This window comes from Mucilaginibacter sp. PAMB04274, from assembly GCF_039634385.2.
In the GTDB taxonomy this organism is placed as follows: domain Bacteria; phylum Bacteroidota; class Bacteroidia; order Sphingobacteriales; family Sphingobacteriaceae; genus Mucilaginibacter.
The window spans coordinates 949,877-968,521 of record NZ_CP155081.2 but is presented as its reverse complement, the minus strand read 5'-3'; the positions used below and the strand labels follow the sequence as shown (position 1 = coordinate 968,521).

Here is an 18,645-nt window from a genome sequence, read left to right as displayed (position 1 = left end):
GATTTTACTTTGCGGGTATTTGCTGCACTAACCACGCCACTACATCATTAGCGGCTTTAAAATTTTCCAGATCAGGAGTTAGCTTGCGGCCATCCAGGTATTCGTTGTAAAACCACGGATCGCCCACAGCAAGCACGGTGCCTTTGCCGTATTTGGCCATGGCAACCGCCACTTCGCCTTTTTGGTTCAGTACTGATTTGCCTGGAGGCGTTAAAGCAAATGTGCTAATCTCTTTAATATAGATCTTTTTAGCCGTTTTAAATACCGGGTTGCCTGCAGGTATCTGCACTGCACCTTGTTCAAACTGGCTGCCTTGCACGTGGTTGATGCTGTTTTCTTTAAAAGTTAAGCCAAACTTGCTCATTAAGGTGTTAAAGTTTTTGAACTCGGCATTACCGGTATCATTATGCAGCACCAGTAATACACCACCTTGCTTTACCCAATCGGCAATGGCCGAGGCATGAGCAGGCTGCATGTATTTGGCATTCGGGTTTTCTTTAGGAATATCAGGATCAACAATTACATAGATAGAAGCTGGTTTTAAGTTAGCGGCCGTAGGCGCCTGATAAAGTGTGCCCAGGTTTAAACCATAGTTGTTGAATATATTGCCAAATAGTGAAAACCCATTATTATCCCATCCCTCCCATTTGTAATGGTAAGGGTAGGCTTCACCAGTAATGTCTTTTTTTCGCTCATCGTTAAAGTAACTATCGAGCATTACATTCTTGTTGCGGCCGGCTGCCAGGTTTGGAAGGCGTTCCATTTCAACACTGGCCTGTATAAAGGCGCCCACACCTTTGGCATCGTCGGTAACAACCTTTTCGCTCAGGTAGTACTCGTAGCTGCCATCGCGGTAGGGGTTGCCACCTAAACCGGCTACGCTTACAGTACCATTTAAATGGATCAGACCATTTGCGTCGGTACTAATGAACTTATTGAGAATGCCTTTGTAACCGCTTTCGGCTACGGTTTGAAAGTACTTAGGCAGGTTGTGCTGACGAACGCCTTTAGCCAGCGCATACACAAACATACATGACGCAGAAGCTTCGAGGTAATTACCTTTTGAGGTGCCTTTATCCAGCACCTGGTACCATAAGCCCGATTGCTTGTCCTGGTACTTAGCTACAGCGGTAGCAAAACGGTTCAGGATAACCAGCAGCTCGGCACGTTTAGGATGATTAGTTGGCATTTGATCTAACACATCAACCAGTGCCATACCGTACCAGCCCATTGCACGTCCCCAAAAATGAGGCGATACACCAGTTTCTTTATTTGCCCAACGCTCCTGCTTGCTTTGATCCCAGGCATGATATAACAAGCCGGTTTTAGCATCGCGAGATTGGCGCTCCATCAAGATAAACTGACGAGCGATGTCGTTAAAGGCAGTATCTTCATGAAAAGTGCTCGCATACTCGGCATAAAAAGGTTCACCCATGTACAGGCCATCCAGCCACATTTGGTTCGGGTAACGCTTTTTGTGCCAAAAGCCGCCTTGTGGTACCCGGGGCTGTTTGCTTAGCTGCTCGCGCAGGGTTTTAGCCGCTTTATAATATTTTTCGTTATTTAATACTTTGTACAGCATCAACACCGTGCGGCCGGGCAGCACGTTATCAATGTTGTAATCTTCCATCTTATAGTTACTTATTGTACCATCGGGCTGTATCAGCTTATCAACGGTATTCTGTAAAAACTGGAAGTATTTCTTCTCGCCGGTTTGCAGCCAAACACGTTCAATACCTTTCCAAACTACACCTTGCTCGTAAGTCCAGCGCACTTTGCTTGAGGTATCACTCCACACCGACATAGCTGTTTTAGCCATACGCTGCGAGTAGGGCTGCGTTTGTGCATGCACCACATGAGCGCCAAACAGCAGCAAGCTTGCTACAAAACCTTTCCTTATCAATTCTTTATATTTCATAAGTTAATTTAAAGTGCAGATAAGACTATGATGTCTTACCATGGTTTATATGTTGGTTTACGGGCAGAACATTTTCTATTGCAATTTTACACCTAATTTGAGAAACCGTATGGCATCAAAAGATAAAATCCATGCAATCGTTCCCACAACAAAGTCTAATTTCAGCTACCAAATATACTTACTTAACCATGTTGTACTATCCTGCTGCAAACGCGGTTGCTTACTCGTTTACCAAGGTGACTACAAGCCCGGTTGCCAGTTATCTTTACCTGTTAATACGTTTCTAACGGTATACTGCTTAGCTTCTTTTGCTGTAAGCTGCTTAGCCCAGGCTACCCGGTCGGCAGTCTTAGCGCCCGGGCCGGTATTGTTATACTCGGCATAATAAGCTGTTTTTTCCTTCTCCGGAAACATAGCATCGCCTTTCCAGGGGTTCCAGCCTTGCGGCACAATATGGCTGCCCATTTGGGTGTTTAAAAAAACCGTTTGGGCGTAAGGCCGCCATGGTCTGCCTAAAAACACTTTTTTGGCGGCCGTGTCAGCTATCAGCTTGCAGTTCAATAATACATAACCGTATGCTTGCTGAGGCGTTGTTGCAGCGGCGGTGATATACGAGTTCATTAAGCTTTTAATGGTACAGTTTTGAAATATTACCGTTGCCTCGCCAAAAATAAAATCAGTGGTACCTTCAATATAACAATCCTGGTATAACTGGCGACTACTACCTGTAGCAGTATACAGCGTATCCTGGTTGCCTAAAATGCGGCAGCTTTTTATAACACAACGATCGCCTTCCACATGCAGGGCCACCGCCTGCCCTACCCTTCCTGCAGTGTTGGCTATAGTTAGGTTCTCAGCACGAAAATCATCGCCCTGTACCAGTACTGTGTAAGAGGTAAAAGTGCTCATTTTTTCTTTTCCGTAAGCATCTTTACCGCCGGGTACCGGTTTACCTGAGTAATCATCGTTAGTAACGATGGTATTCTCCGCGCTTTCACCAATTAAGGAAATATGAGTTTTCCAGGTGGGGATAACCAGCTTTTCGTGGTAAACACCTTTTTTTATATGGATGGTCACCTGCTGTTGCCCCAAATCGCGCACGGCATTAACGGCTTCTTGTATGGTTTTGTAATTGCCACTACCATCTTGCGCTACAGTAAGCTGCAACGGCAAAGCAGGCTGTTGTGCAAACAGCCTGCTTGTGAGCATTAAACCAATCAATAATACACGTAACACTTTCATGTAGCTATCTTTATTAATTATTTTGCAGTAGTAATTAACGCTTTGCTATCTGCACCGCTTTTAAACTCAGCTTTGTTTTTAGCTTTAGACAGGTCGGAGTTGATAACCTGTATATTGGCTGATCTTTTGCCGCCAATGCTGAACAGTTGCTCGGTATTGGAACCAAAACGCAGGTTATCAAACTTGATCCCGTTGCCATTCAAAATGCTGATTAACGGCTTAGTATTAGCGCTCTCCACATAAACGTTCTTCAGGGTTATATCCTGTCCCTCAGTAATCTCAATACCTTTTTTGGTTTTGAGCGAAATATTTTCCAGGTGAATACCTTTGATATTCATTTCAGGTAATCCTCTTACCATTAAAGCCTTATCGGCACCATTACAAGCTACGTTGCTGATGTAGATGTTCCTGAACTGTGGTGTTGCCTCAGTAACCGGCGGGTAACCGCTATCGTTCGCAATTTCTTCTTCAGTTGGTGATTTGCCAGTGTAGTACATATCCAGCAGGATTGCGCTGGTTATGATATCCTTCATGGCGATGTTTTTAATATGGATGTTTTCTACAATGCCGCCACGGCCACGGGTAGTTTTAAAACGCAAGCCGATATCGGTAGTCATAAAAGTACAGTCAGACACAAAGATATTGCGTGCACCACCCGACATTTCGCTACCTATTACAAAGCCGCCATGGGCACGGTATACAATGCTGTTTTTTACAATCATGTTCTCCGTTGGCATACCGCGTTTGCGGCCTTCCTCGTCACGCCCCGACTTTACGCAAATACCGTCATCGCCGCAATCAAAGGTGCTGTTGTCAATCATTACATTTTTGCATGATTCCACATCTATACCATCGCCATTTTGCGCATACCATGGGTTGCGCACACGTACACCCTGCAAGGTTAAATCCTGGCACATCAAAGTATGTAAACACCAGGCAGCAGAATTTTGAAAAGTAGTATTTTGCAACAAAACCTTTTTGCAATTGGTTAGCACCAGCATGTTGGGCCTGAAAAAGTCTTTGTACTGCTCGTTTGCAGCCGCGCTTGAACCCGGCTCAATGTAACCGGCACGTGGTGTTTTAGCGGCCTTGGCATAACTTTCAGAAGGGTACCAGCTGCGACCGTTCTCACTCAATACACCACCAGCAGCCAACTTTCTCTTCCAGTCCTCCTCGGTAAGGCGGTCTTTGCCAATTGCACGCCAAACCTCCCCGTTACCATCAATTACACCCTCGCCCGTTATGGCAATATTAACCAGGTTAGTACCCGAAATAGGCGACTCATTACGGTAGGCTGCATGGCCTTCCCAGTTGCCCTCAACCAATTTATACTGGCTTTTATCATCCGTGAGCTGTAAAAGGGCTGCCCGGCTTATGTGCAAGTTAACATTGCTTTTTAACTGTATGGGGCCGGTCATCCATAAACCATCGGGTACCAGTACCACACCACCGCCTTTGGCGCTGCATGCGGCAATAGCATTGTTGATGCTTTTAGTATTCAGGGTAATACCGTCAGATTTAGCACCATATTTAACAATATTGAATGTGTCTTTTTTAAATACCGGGCGGGCTATTTTAGGCAGATTAGTCCACGAATAGGGCTTGGTTTGTGCCCATACTGGTGCCGAAGCGCCCATTAATAACATAACTGCAAGTGCAGTTCTCTTTATATTTAACATTAGGTTTCTGGTTTATATCAGTTTTATCAAAATAACTTAAATGTTTACGAACAACCTTGACCAATATTAGCCAAAACATTGGCTGTAATTATCAAGAATTGGCTTTTACGATATGATTGGCCAGCTCCAATTTTAACTCTTCAATACTTTTTAACACCAGCTCGGCCATGCGGCGTGCACCCAGCTCGCTAAAGTGGGTGTCGTCTATTTTCCCTTTCGGGTAGTTAGGATTTTGGCCCGGTTCAAGGTGATTGTACAAAAATTTTGACGGCTCAACACCCAACTGCTGCAATAACTGCTGGCTCTTGGCATCCAGGTCAATAAGCGGAACGTTGTTTCGCTGCGCCACTTCGCGTACTATCTGCGCATAAACCGTATGTGTTGATACCACATGACCAACACTATCGAACTTACGGCGTGCTACCGGCGTAATAAGTACGGGTATTGCCTGCTTGCTGCGTGCGGCATTAATAAACAGTGTAAGGTTCTTTCTAAAATCGTCTTCGGTGGTGAAACTTTTTTTGGTAGGTACTTCATCATTATGCCCAAACTGGATGAACAGGTAATCGCCGGCTTTCATCCCAGTTGATACCGGTTGCCATAAACCTTCGGTAATAAAGGTTTTGGTACTACGACCATTTTTGGCGCGGTTATCTACCGTTATCGTACTATCGAAATAGTTAACAAAAGGCATTCCCCACCCGGTTTCAGGGTAATATTTTTTTTCTTTAATAGACAGAGTGGAATCCCCGATGAGGTATACCGTAACCTGCTTGGGCGGCGATAATGTAAATGATGTTAAAGATAAAAACAGTAATAAAAAGCAATTACGAAGCATAGGTAGTGTTGGGTTGTAAATACGGAATTTATCGTATTCTCATTAAATTCTTTTTATTGTTATAAGCACAAAAGCAAGGCAATTTAGCCTTGCTTTTGTGCTTGAGTACTTAATAGCCAGGGTTTTGTTTAAGCCTGCCGCCGTAAGTATCTAATATAGCAGTAGTATAAGGGAACAGCTCGCTTTTGTTTGGAGTAAAGAAGCGGGCAATACCCTCCTGCAATGGCAGGTTATCAATTGATGCACCTGAGATAGTACCGGTTGATGATATTGAAAATACCAGATGCTGACGCCAGTCGGTACGGGTCCAACCGGTGGTTGGCGACGGAACCGCAGTGGTATAAAATGGATTGGTGGAGAAGTATTGGATTTCCTCACCGTTGTTTTTCCAGTAAATATACTGTGGCACGTTAGCATAGGCACCTACATTATCTCTAATTTGAGTGATCTTTAAGCGGGCTTCTGCAATTTTAGTACCCAGCAAATTCCAGCGAATCAAATCATACTTGCGAATGCCTTCGGCGCCAAACTCCAGGTAACGCTCATTTACAATAGCGTTAAAAAAGCCAGCCTTGTCGGTTGGCGTAACGCCAATTGCAGATTCATTTCCTTTAAATGCTCTTTTTCTAACCTCTTCAAAAGCGGCTATAGCTTCAGCCGAAGGTGCACCTTTTATTTCATTGTCGGCCTCCGCAAACATTAAAAGCACATCAGCAAAACGAATAATAGGCCAGTTATAACCTAAGTTCAACACAGTTCCGGGTAATGTCGGCGTGCGCCAGTCTCTTCTAAACTTACCGTCGGTAAGCTCGCCAAGCCTGCGTAAGCTTTTCAGATTTGTGGCACCTATAGCATAAATTGGAATGGTTACGTCTCTGCGCGTATCTAACGGATTGAATGCGTAGAAATAGTTAGGCAGCATAAGTATACCGCCACCACCTGTACCATACCTTGATGCAGCGTTTATGCTTGGACCGTCATAGTTACCCATACGGCTGTCAGATATGCTGTTACCACCACCTGCGCCAACTTCAAACATAATTTCGCCGGCTGGGTCGGGTGTAAAGGCAGAGATATATTTCTTCCAAACATCTTCAAAAACCGGGTTAAGCATATGCTGACTGCGATTGGCTGACGATATCAACTCAGCGCATTCATCGCGGGCAATGGTATAATATTTTAAGTAGTCGGGGCGACGCTCCATTGTTTTGGTATCGGTGCGCAAGGAGTAACCGCCTCTGAACAGGGCCAACTTTGCACGCATTGCTTTAACTGCACCTTTGGTAATACGCTCATTGCGGGCTACCTCGGTACGCCAGGGCACTAAAGTTTCGGCCAAAGCCAGGTCGTCAATTAAATGATCGTAAGTGGCGTCGCGGTTTGCAGCGGGTATATACAAATCCGGCTGTTTGTATGAAGGCTGAAACGGAGCCGGAACATCACCCCAATTTCTGATCAATTCGAACAGGAATTGTGCACGCAAAGTTAAGGCTTCGCCATACAAACGCTTTAGCTCTTTTTGATCGGCTGCAGAGCCACTGGTATAAGCTGGCATTTGCGGAATCTGGTCTATACACAGGTTTGCTTTTTCAACACCACGGTATAGCTGGTTGAAAGGGTTGGTTAGCTCAGTGTTCGATGTTTGCAATTGGTAACGGCCAATGCCACGACGCCCGTTATCAATAGCACCGCTTACAATACCTTCATCCGTATCGTAAGGGTAATACAGGTTTAAGCGGATGCCATAACCGTTATCGCCCGATAATTCGTCATAAACTCCTAACAAGGCGGTGGTGGCATTAGAGACACTTGAGAATGCCTGCTCGAGGCTATATTGTGATTGCGGCTCAACCTCTGTATATTTTTTACAGCCACTGTAAGTAACTGCCGCTATACTGGCTGTAAATGCAATTATTGCTTTATTATAAAATTTCATCTTTATATTAATTTAAGATCTACTTAAAAAGTGATGTTAGTACCAAAAGTGAACAGACGCGCACGCGGATAACCTGCAAAATCTACGCCTTGTGTTAAAGGATCAGTACGGCGGGTGCTAATTTCAGGATCGTAACCGCTGTAGCCGGTTATGGTGCCTACGTTGTTAACCGTTGCATAAAAGCGTGCGTTGGTTAAGCCTACCCTTTTCACCAGGCTTTTAGGTAATGTATAACCGAAAGTTATGTTGTTGATACGCAGGAAAGAACCATCCTCAATAGCAAACGAGTGCAAATAATAACGCTGATTACGAACCGGAGACCATATTTTGGCATTAGCATTCAATGCAGCAAGTTCGGTTGGGTCGGTAACAACAACGCCCGCGCTGTTGATGTTGGTCCAACGGTCTTTCATGATGTTCAGCATGTTGAGGTTCAGGAAACTACCGTCTGTCCATTCCAGTTTGTTGGCATTGTACACATCGTTACCGTAAACAAAGTTTACGAATACACTCATGTCAAAATTCTTATAGGAAAATTGGTTATTCCAGCCACCTGTAAACTTAGGGTTAGCGTTGCCTATAATCGTGCGGTCACGGTCTAACGTTACCTGGCCATCACCATCAATATCCTTAAGCTTTACTGTACCAGGCTGCGGGGCACCAAAAACCGAGATATTACTAGGCACGCCATTTTTTAAAGTATACACGCCATTGGCATAATTAAAATCGCTTATCTGGTAATAACCGTCGGTTACAAAGCCGTACATCTGGCCCACCGGTTTGCCTACCTGAACAATATAATCATCGGCACCGTCAGATCCTTGCCAGCCTGAGCTGCGGGTTTGCTGCGTAACTGTGCCCAGGCTCAGCACCTTATTTCTATTGAACGATATGTTAAAATTACTTGTCCAGTTAAAGTTTTTGCTGCGTACTGCTGTAGCGTTCACCTGAAACTCAACACCCTTATTAGAGGTTGAACCAATATTTTGGAGCTGCCCGGTACTATAACCGGTAGTTTGCGGTATAGCGGCTAATAGCAGCAGATCTTTCCCTTTGTTAAAGTAAACATCAGTAGTAAACTGCACCCGGTCTTTAAACATCGACAGGTCTAAACCAATGCTTTGAGAAACGTTGCGTTCCCAACGAAGATTAGGGTTAGCCAGTGCAGGTGTTGAAAAGCCCGGTAAAACGGTATGATTAAGCGAGTACTCGCCGGCTACGCTGTATAATTGCAGGTATAATAAATCGCCTATACGATTATTACCAGCCACGCCATAACCTAATCTTAACTTGGCATCATTGATAAATGGCAGCTTTTTCATAAAATCAGCTCCGGAGAAACGGTAGGCCAAATTACCTGAAGGGAACAGCAGCAAACCATTGTCAGCAGCAAATTTTGATGAACGGTCGCCGCGCACCGTCACTGATGCCAGCAAGTTTTTGTCATACGCATAGCTTACCCTGCTGAATAAAGAAAATATACGGTTTGGAGGCGCTATAGTAGTGGTTGGCCGGGGCTGGGTTGAACCTGTTGGCGGCGAACCTAAGCCTAAGTTAGCCAGTGCACTGCTTGCCGAAATATCAGCCGGAAAATAACGGGTTTCAACTGTGGCAGCATTTGAACGGTATTCGTAAATCTCCTGACCAAGCAGAACACTAATGTCATGATGTTTGCCAATGCCGTTTTTTACGTATTGCAGCGTATTGCTGTTATTGATGGTAATGTTTCTTTGTGTAGCAATGGAAGCTAATGGCAGCGAACCAAAATTACGTGCAGTAGGCGTTATTTTACTATAGAATAGTTCTACTCTCGAGTTAGCATTATCAAAACCTCCGGTGCTTCTAAAAGTTAAGTCTTTGGTTATTTGATAATTGATATAACCGCTCAGGTTAATATCAGTAGAGGGCGAGTTGCGGTACTCCGCTTGTGTTAAAATTACCGGGTTTTGAATCTGGTTCGAATTCAGGTAGTAATCCTCATCAAACTGATCGCTGGTTGGTATGGTAGGCAAATCGAACGGACGATAAACGATACTGTGACGCAAACGGTTGGTAGTGCGTGTTCCGCTATTGGTAGTACCAGCACCTTTTACAACCTGGTCGGTATACCTCATGGTTACCCCTACCTTTAACTTGTCTGATGCCTGGTGATCTAACCTGAAATTTGTTAAATAACGCTTAAAGCCCGATTCCAGCAAAATACCATCCTCATTGTTGGCCGTTAAACTCAGGTTAAAGGTGGTTTTAACATCACCGCCGCTGATAGAAACATTGTGTTGCTGGAAAGCTGCCGACCGGCCAAAGACTTCATCCTGCCAGTTAATAAAAGGCTTGTTTTTATAAACTTGCAGCGTATCAAAAGTACTGCCGTACTGTTTAGCAAAATTATCACGGTCGGTTTGGCTTGAACGTGTCCGCTCGTACTGCCATACAGTATAATCGTACGGACTAAGCACATCCATCGTTTTAGTAATCTTCCGGAAACCGCCTGCGCCATTATAAGCTACAACCGTTTTACCGGCCCTGCCGCCCTTGGTAGTAATAATTACCACACCATTAGCACCGCGGGCACCGTAAATAGCAGTTGTTGATGCATCTTTTAATACGTCAACAGAAGCGATGTCTTGTGGTGAAATTACAGATAACGCATTTTCCACCTGGATACCGTCAACAATATATATGGGCGAGTTATCCTGCGTAATGGAGCTACCGCCACGTACACGGATCAAAACGTCGGCGCCGGGTGCACCTTCTGTTGTAGTTACCTGCACACCAGCCAAACGGCCTGTAAGCGCTTCGGCCGCGTTTGATAGGGGAATATCTTTCAGTTGCTTTGCACCAACTGATGATACTGAACCTGTCAGATCACGTCTTTTAACGGCCTCATAACCCACTACCACTACCTCGTTTAACTGGCTAGCATCATCATTTTGCATGGTAATGTTAAGCGGGTTTTGGTTACCTACCGCAATTTCCTGGGTTTTATAGCCAATGTACCGTACTACTAAAACCGCATTGCCAGTGGTGGGTACATTAATTTTGTAAGCACCATTAACATCAGTACTTACGCCCTGAGTGGTTCCTTTAACCAGTAAGCTCACCCCAATCAAAGGGTCGCCGCTTCTGTCAACTACCTTACCGGTTACTGTACGGGTTTGCGCCCATGCAGTACCGCATAGCAGTAAGAACATGAAAATTTGAAGTAATAATTTATTCATAATTTAAGATTGGTTTAAAAATTGCGTGCGCGAAATAAGCACATAAGCCGGCTGAACAAATTGCATGAACAGCCCTTAGCAAAAGCGTTACTTGCACTTGATTTAAAAAGAAAATTGGTTAATAAACTATATAATTGGTTAAACAGAAAAGTACTGCGAGTTTAACGTAAATGGTATATCGACAGTATTTTCTTAAACAAGATTACTCACTATGCACAAATAAACAAAGTTTATGAGCAACTAAAACTATGCAATCGTTCCCGGAAACGTTTGAGTAAAACTGCACGTTCAGGAGCAATTGCGTGCTAATTTCCTATGATATCAGGATTATTAAGTTTAAATTTAACCACCTATTATGTTCAAATCCTATACTATAAAAGATATAGCGAAGGCGCTGGGTTTATCTACTTCAACCGTATCCAGAGCACTCAATGGGAGCTATGAGATTGGCGCTGAAACTAAAAAGCTGGTACTGGAGTATGCCGAGAAGATTAATTACCGGCCCAATCCTATTGCTTTAAGCTTAAAGGAACAAAAGAGCCATTCTATAGGCGTGGTGGTTTGCGAGGTGGCCAATAATTACTTTTCGCAGGCTATAAACGGAATCGAATCCATTGCCTACAATTCGGGCTACCACGTTATCATTACCCAAACACATGAGTCATCAGCACGTGAGGCAGCTAACGTACAACACCTGCTTTCGCGCCATGTAGATGGCTTACTTATTTCCCTTTCGGCCGAGACAACAGACACATCACCATACAAATACCTGCATGAGAAAGGCTTCCCGATTGTATTTTTTGACCGTATAGCACAAGATATAGACACACACCGGGTAACACTTAACAATTTTAAAGGAGCGTTTGAAGCGACTGAGCTATTGATCAATACTGGCTTTCGTAAAATTGCACATATTACCAGTACTAATAATCTCCTGATAAGCCGCGAACGTTTTGAAGGCTTTAAAGCTGCGCTGGATAAACATGGCATTGATTTTCCACGCGAATACATTAGATATTGCGACCACGGCGGCATGCTGCTGGATGAAGTAGAAACAGCAGTACAGGATTTGATGAGCTTGCCTGACCGCCCTGAGGCTATCTTTACGACTAACGACAGGCTAACAACCAGTTGTATCCCGGTTTTAAAAAAGTTAGGATACCGTATCCCTTATGATGTAGCGCTGGCTGGCTTTACCAATTCAGATGTTGCCGAATCGTTCGATCCACCTCTTACCGTGGTACGCCAACCTGCCTTTATGATGGGGCAACTAGCCACCGAAATGCTGATTAAGACCATCCAAAGCAAACATCCCATTTACGATTATACCACCCAGCAAGTGGAGACGGAGCTTATTGTGCGCGAATCTTCCAAAAAACTCAAATAAATCAAGCTCTTAAATTTTATAAATAAAAAAAGGAGCTAACCAAACGGTTAACTCCTTTTTTTAAGTGGCAAGAACTACTTTACAGGTTTAAGCCTAACGTAAAGCCACGCACACCTTGTGCAAATGTTGGTCCGGCTGTAACAGCTCCTGTTTGCAGGTTAACTGCATACAAACGTGTAACACCGCTTACCGTAAACAGTGCATAGGCTGTATTGCTTGCACCACCAATATCAAAGCCGTTAGCGGCATCAATGTTAATGTTTAGTGAGCCTACTTCAACCAGTGTACCATCGTTAGGTGGCTCCTGGCGGTATAGTTTACCGGTTTGTGCGTTAATATCATAAAGCACTGTTGTAGCGGCACCTGCAAAGTTGTTGGTATAGGCCGCACCGCTTATTGATGAACTGGCTGGTGTAAGTGCACCATCAACCGCAACTACAGTACCGTCATTAGGGTTGAGGCGCAGGTTTTGGCCGGTGTTGCTCACTACTCTTATCCGATCAACCGTTGGGTTAAAATCAAATCCAAACGAAGTACCAGACAGAGCAGTACTGAAAGGGGTTGCACCAACTGCCGTTGCCACACCCGATGAGGCATTAACAGTATAAAGGCGACTTGTGCTACCTAAGGCGTATAACTGGCCGTTCGCTGGTCTGAAATCGATTCCTAGTATAGTTTCATTTGCTTGTAAGCCGGTTATAGCTTTAGCTACCGGAGCAGGACTAGCGGGGTTAAAAATCAGTAACTCGTTATTGGTACTTACTGCATAGGCAACAGGCGCTGTAGGTATAGCCAAACTAATTATTTTGTTATTAAACACGGCCGACTTATAAGCTTTGCCCGTAGTCAGATCAATTAAATACAGCCCTTGCTGATTATTTACTGTGATTGGTGCCAGCGCTGCTTTATTATCGTAACTAATGTCGAAATCAGCAACTTCAGTAGCGTCAACGCCCAGGTTGCCTACCTCTACTAATTTGCCATCATTAGGCGGATCCTGCTTATAAAGCTTTTTAGTTACCGCATCAATGTCATATAAAATAGTTGTTGAAGCACCTGCACGGCTCTCTGTATAAGCCACCGAAGAAACTTTAGCGCCGGTTGCACCGTTTATAGGCGCATCGGTAGCAGCTACCAGGCCTGTTTCGGGATTAAGGCGCAGGTTTTGCCCGTTAGAGGTAACCAGGCGTATGCGGTCAACTGTTGGGTTAAAGTCGAAACCTACGGCAGTGCCATCAATTGCAGGGGTAAATGGAGTGCTGTTTATAGCACGTGCTACACCGGTAACGGGGTTGATTACATATATACGGCTACCACTGCTTACACCGTATAACTGGCCGGTTGCAGGTCTAAAATCAATAGCAAGCATATTTTCACCTGTTGACATGCCTGTAATATTAACCAGCGGATTTACGTCAAAACCATTTTGTGCGTTAAACGCAATCAATTTATTGTCTTGCCGTAAAGCATAAACATTTACATTAGGCGCAATTACCAGCACGTCGCGATCATCATCACGGTCCCGATCCTTTTTGCAGGATGATAGCGTAACAACAAACGCTATAGCGCACAGTAGTACCGCTTTTAAGGGTCTAAAAGTTCGAATTGTTTTCATAAATATTGATGTATTAAAAAGTACCGACGCAGTGAGCGCCATATATAATTAGGAGAAAGGACATGTATTAGCCGTTGGGCGGAGGCGTTAAAACGACAGGATAGATTGAAATAACTGAACTGGTAAGATACCTTGTAAAAGAGGCTATACGGGTAAGTGCAAAAATCGGCTTAAAATTGGCAACACTTAATGAGGCATAACACTTAACTTGTTCTCCTGCATACCTTCCATCCTCACTATTTTCATCATCACTTTGCTCCTTCTCAGTTGCCGACAATACAGCCATGGTTTTCTTCACACCCGCATAGCCGTATATACTAACCAATAGTACCCGGCCAATAAAAGCCGTCAGTAAAATTAAAACAACAAGCTTACCCCACGGCTGAGCCGTAATGCAAGTACCTGGTTTTAATTTCGCTTGGTTCATATAATTTTACGCAGCTGGCATTTGCCATTAATACCACTTACGCAATTACAATACTATAGGATTTGTAAAGTTCCATTTTCGCTTACAACTTAAAAGAGTGAAAGCGAATTGATCATTTAAACATCTACAATCAGCGAATAAGAATATAGGGTTTTATCTTACGCAGCACCTCACCGTCAAGAATGGCGATATTATGCAGTTCATCAAACGATTCGTAATCGCCATGCTGTTTGCGGTATTGTACAATGGCGTTGGCTTGTTTGTAGGTAAGGTACGGAAAGTCTTTCAGGTCTTCCAGTTCAACCTTGTTTACATCCTTGCGTTGCACTTTACGATTATCCAGTTTAAACTGTGCTTGTATATCGTGGTAGTGCATATCGTCCATGCCGAAAATTTCCTTTAACTGCTGTTTATTATGAAACCCGCCCAGGCGATTGCGGTACTGCACTATACGGCGTGCAAAGCCGGGACCAATGCCTTTTAACTGAGTAAGTGTTGCAGAATCGGCCGTGTTAAGTTCCACTATTATGCCGGGTGCGCTGCTTTTGCCATTACCGTCTTTAGCAGGCAGCAAAATGTAAGGTTCTAAACGTTTGTAATCATCGGCACTTAGCGTATACATTTTTTTCACATCGGCTTTGGTGTAGAAGTTACCGCCTTTGGCTTCATAGTTTTTTATGCCCTTAATTTGCCGCATACTCAAACCAAGCTTTTCCCACTGAGCAATGGATAGCTTATTGGGATTAAAAGCAAACAAATGCACATTGGTAGTCCCCGTGCCCGTATGGTCAGCATTATATGCATCGCCGGCCGCACCAGCCCTTTCCAGTTGCGCCACCGCCTGGTTAAATTTCTTAAAATTTAAAGGCTTATCTTTATGAAAATGTTTGTACGCCGGCGGTATAGCCAATACAACAACAATCAGCAGTATCAGTATAACCAACCCGTTCCATTCAGTTTTGGTTATAGCGAAGTAATTTTTAACGGATGGTTTCAATTGCGATAAGCTAACAGGACGTTAAATTAAATAATTTTATAGAAATTTACCCTTACCTTATACTATATGAAGATTATAACCACCGATGAGTTTGCTAAAGCCACTAAGCTGGACAGGCTGAAAATGCCCGGCCTGGCGGCTTTGCTGATGGAGCTGATGAAGATTAACCAGGTTAACGATCTGTTTGCACAAGCGCAACCCAAACAAGGCCCCGAATTTGTGGATGCCATTTTACAGGGTTGCGGAGTTACTGTAGATTTTGACGAAAGTGAACTAAAGAACTTGCCTGCTGATGGCGCTTTTATTGCCATTGCCAACCACCCTTACGGCGGTATTGAAGGCATGATATTGCTGAAGATACTTTGTATGGCCAGGCCTGATGCTAAGCTCATGGCTAACTTTTTGCTCAAGAAGATCCCGAACCTGAGCGATTACTTTGTTGCCGTAAATCCTTTCGAGAACGTAGAACATTCATCAAGCATAAGTGGCATTAAAACTACACTGGAGCTGCTCAGGGACGGTACGCCTATAGGCATATTTCCGGCCGGCGAGGTATCAACCTATAAGCTGGATGCCAAACAGGTTACCGACCGCATGTGGCACCCGGTAGTGGGTAAGCTAATAGCCAAAGCAAAAGTGCCGGTAGTGCCTATTTACTTTCATGGCAATAATGGACTACTGTTTAACCTGCTTAGCCTCATACACCCAACGCTGCGTACCGCCAAGCTGCCGTCAGAATTGTTTAACAAACAGGGCCATACCATTAAGCTGCGCATAGGCAAACCCATTAACGTACAGGATATACCTAATTATAATAATGCTACGCAGCTGCTCAATTTTTTACGGGCTAAAACTTATGCTTTAGGCACCGGACTCGAAAATGAGAAGCGCTTGTTTAACCCGCGCAACCTGTTCAAGATAAAAAAAGATCCGAAAGAAATTGTAGCCCCAACGAACAGCGAACTCATGGCCCGGGAACTGGCCCCGCTGAGAGAAAATTACAAAGTTTGGACGGAGAAGAATTATGAGGTTTTTATAGCCCCAACAGCACTCATACCCTGCATTATACGCGAGATTGGCCGTTTGCGCGAACTTACCTTCAGGGCAGTAGGCGAAGGCACCAATAACAGTACCGATTTGGACGAGTATGATATTTACTATCATCATTTATTTATATGGGATACCAAAACCAATATGATTGTGGGTGCCTACCGCATTGGTATGGGCGATGAGATATTTGACAGTTACGGTAAAAAGGGATTTTATACAGCCAACCTGTTTAAAATTAAATCGCAATTTAGCGAAGTGCTGCAAACCAGTTTAGAGCTGGGACGCTCGTGGATACGTAAGGAATACCAGCAAAAAGCTCTCCCCTTATTTTTACTATGGAAAGGGATCCTAAAGTTTTTGATTGATAATCCGCGTTATAGATACCTGATTGGCCCGGTTAGTATTAGTAATACTTTCTCAAAATTCTCTAAGTCGCTTATTGTTGATTACATCACCCGTAACCATTTTGATCACGAAATGGCGCAGTATGTAAAGCCACGCAAGAAATTCAAAGTGGATTTTGCCAGCATTGACACCGATTTGCTGCTGGCCGGTGAGGAAAATTTTAAGAAACTGGACAACCTCATTTCGGAAATTGAAACGCACAACATTAAAGTACCAGTGCTGCTGCGCCAATACATTGCTTTAAACGCTAAAATTATCTGCTTTAATATCGATCCTAAGTTTGCCGATTGCCTGGACGGCTTCTTAGTGCTGGATCTGCAAAAGGTACCTCAAGATGTGTTAGATAAAATAGGACGCAATTTGTAAGCTTTAAAAAAATGAATAACAAAAAAGGCTGCCTGTATTAGGCAGCCTTTTTTGTTATTTAGATACTGTTAGTTACTTAACCATACCTGGAGTAGTGTAGGCTATATTTTGAGGATCGAATACCGCCCAGGTTGCAGCCCAGTTAGTAGTACCAAAGGCACCTTTGTAAGCAACTCTTTCAAAGAAAGAATCGCCGGTAAATTTAGGTGAAGCAAATGCAGCACCTGTAGCAGCAACCGAACCTGCTTTTAAGGTAAAGTCTGGTGTACCTGCGTATGTTGCATCAGTAGAAGACTTAAAGTCGATACCGTATTTCAACGGTGCAGTTAATAAATCATTTACCGATTTAGTAGCATCAAATAGGTTGTTTGCACGCAAGCCTGCTTCGAATAAAAGCTTGCTGGCGGCATTTACACCTTTCACTTCATTGCCCTTAACATTGCAACCATAAATGATGTTATCCAAAAATACCGAACGACCAGCTACATAGTTTGATGAAGCAGCAGTACCTGTACCGTCATCATAATAAACACCTTCAGTATAGTTAGTTAATAATGTGTTGAATATGCTGATAGATGAGTTACGACGTATTTGAGCAGCATGCTGAAAGTTAGCATTGATGTTTGATGTGCTGGTAACTGATACTAATGGACCAACAATAGTCATGTTTGAAAAAATCGCGCTGGTTTGTGGTGAGTTGGTTGAACCGGCAGCATCGTTATCAGACTCAAAACCGTTTGAGCCCGAAAAGTCGGCTATTACTTGTGCACGTTGCGCTAAACCAAATTGCACTTTACCCGAGAAACCAAAATCAGTATCAAAGTCATCATCCACCGCACCAATTGATAATAAGTGCTTAGCATTTACAGTCCCGCCAAACCATTCGAAAGAGTCATCGCCCGAGCGGTAAACTTCTACATAATCAATTGTAGTACCAGCACCAACACCACCCATGGTTAAGCCATTGATTTCGTTATCTGGTGAAAATGGAATACCAGCGTACTCTATACGTACATATTTTAACGTACCCGAGTTATCATTAGCATCAGTACCGCCATAACGGATGTATTTTTCCTCGTCGCCTTTGGCATCTAAACCACCTTCGATACGGGCAGTGTTACCAGTTGGGTTAATAGGTGCTTTACCTAATAAAATTACACCGCCCCAGTCGCCGCTTGAACGGCCACCAGCTGCTGCATTTGATGTGAACACAATAGGTTTATCAACTGTCCCGGTAGCGTTAATTTTAGCGCCGCGGGTAATAACCAAAGTTGCTTTGCTAGCTTTATCGCCTTTAATGATAGTGCCCGGCTCAATAGTTAGAGTAGCGCCATTGGTTACATAAACAAAGCCTTTAAGGGTATAAATTTTATCGGCGGTCCAGGTTGTGTTGCTGGTAATATCGCCCGAAACTTCATTAGAGAAAGTTACTTCTTCGCCTTCGTCTTCATTTTTGCTGCATGAAGCGAAGCCTAAAACTGCAAGTAATAATAGGAGTAAGGAATATTTTTTCATATCAATTTTTTGATTTGTACAAAGTAATTAAGACAGTATAAAGTATATGTTA

At 43.7% G+C, this 18,645-nt stretch carries 12 protein-coding genes; 2 read left to right on the top strand and 10 right to left on the bottom strand.

Annotated features, from left to right (window positions below):
* Positions 1–4 precede the first annotated feature (4 nt).
* From ABDD95_RS04050 to ABDD95_RS04025, 6 genes are all read right to left on the bottom strand, one after another.
* Positions 5–1,918 carry a glycoside hydrolase family 88 protein gene (locus ABDD95_RS04050; protein ID WP_345950622.1) on the bottom strand — a complete coding sequence of 638 codons (1,914 nt, stop codon included), beginning with the start codon at positions 1,916–1,918 and terminating at the stop codon, positions 5–7.
* A gap of 240 nt (positions 1,919–2,158) precedes the next feature.
* Positions 2,159–3,160 carry a pectinesterase family protein gene (locus ABDD95_RS04045; RefSeq protein WP_345950621.1) on the bottom strand — a complete coding sequence of 334 codons (1,002 nt, stop codon included), beginning with the start codon at positions 3,158–3,160 and terminating at the stop codon, positions 2,159–2,161.
* Between the two features lie 17 nt (positions 3,161–3,177).
* The gene (locus ABDD95_RS04040; RefSeq protein ID WP_345950620.1) at positions 3,178–4,839 is read right to left on the bottom strand and encodes a glycoside hydrolase family 28 protein; all 1,662 of its coding nucleotides are present in this window, start codon (positions 4,837–4,839) and stop codon (positions 3,178–3,180) included.
* A 91-nt stretch (positions 4,840–4,930) separates the two neighbouring features.
* On the bottom strand, positions 4,931–5,677 hold the full coding sequence (locus tag ABDD95_RS04035; RefSeq protein ID WP_345950619.1) for a rhamnogalacturonan acetylesterase: 747 nt from the start codon (positions 5,675–5,677) through the stop codon (positions 4,931–4,933).
* Between the two features lie 109 nt (positions 5,678–5,786).
* Positions 5,787–7,613: a RagB/SusD family nutrient uptake outer membrane protein gene (locus ABDD95_RS04030; protein ID WP_345950618.1), complete on the bottom strand. Its 1,827-nt coding sequence runs from the start codon at positions 7,611–7,613 to the stop codon at positions 5,787–5,789.
* A gap of 23 nt (positions 7,614–7,636) precedes the next feature.
* Positions 7,637–10,831 (bottom strand): TonB-dependent receptor, encoded by a 3,195-nt coding sequence (locus ABDD95_RS04025; RefSeq protein WP_345950617.1) that lies wholly within the window; start codon positions 10,829–10,831, stop codon positions 7,637–7,639.
* A gap of 355 nt (positions 10,832–11,186) precedes the next feature.
* Between ABDD95_RS04025 and ABDD95_RS04020 the strand changes: the two genes are divergently transcribed.
* On the top strand, positions 11,187–12,218 hold the full coding sequence (locus ABDD95_RS04020) for a LacI family DNA-binding transcriptional regulator (RefSeq protein ID WP_345950616.1): 1,032 nt from the start codon (positions 11,187–11,189) through the stop codon (positions 12,216–12,218).
* A gap of 79 nt (positions 12,219–12,297) precedes the next feature.
* Here the strand turns inward: ABDD95_RS04020 and ABDD95_RS04015 are convergent, their stop codons facing one another.
* From ABDD95_RS04015 to ABDD95_RS04005, 3 genes are all read right to left on the bottom strand, one after another.
* Positions 12,298–13,833, bottom strand: coding sequence for a DUF4394 domain-containing protein (locus tag ABDD95_RS04015; protein WP_345950615.1), 1,536 nt, complete (start codon positions 13,831–13,833; stop codon positions 12,298–12,300).
* Between the two features lie 67 nt (positions 13,834–13,900).
* Complete coding sequence (locus ABDD95_RS04010; protein WP_345950614.1) at positions 13,901–14,260, bottom strand: hypothetical protein; 360 nt, start codon at positions 14,258–14,260, stop codon at positions 13,901–13,903.
* Between the two features lie 130 nt (positions 14,261–14,390).
* Entirely contained in the window at positions 14,391–15,257 is an 867-nt protein-coding gene (locus tag ABDD95_RS04005; protein ID WP_345950613.1) for a helix-hairpin-helix domain-containing protein, read from the bottom strand.
* Between the two features lie 66 nt (positions 15,258–15,323).
* Between ABDD95_RS04005 and ABDD95_RS04000 the strand changes: the two genes are divergently transcribed.
* Positions 15,324–17,078 carry a GNAT family N-acyltransferase gene (locus tag ABDD95_RS04000; protein ID WP_345950612.1) on the top strand — a complete coding sequence of 585 codons (1,755 nt, stop codon included), beginning with the start codon at positions 15,324–15,326 and terminating at the stop codon, positions 17,076–17,078.
* A gap of 72 nt (positions 17,079–17,150) precedes the next feature.
* Here ABDD95_RS04000 and ABDD95_RS03995 read toward each other — a convergent pair whose 3' ends face one another.
* Positions 17,151–18,593, bottom strand: coding sequence for a hypothetical protein (locus ABDD95_RS03995; protein ID WP_345950611.1), 1,443 nt, complete (start codon positions 18,591–18,593; stop codon positions 17,151–17,153).
* Between the last annotated feature and the right edge of the window lie 52 nt (positions 18,594–18,645).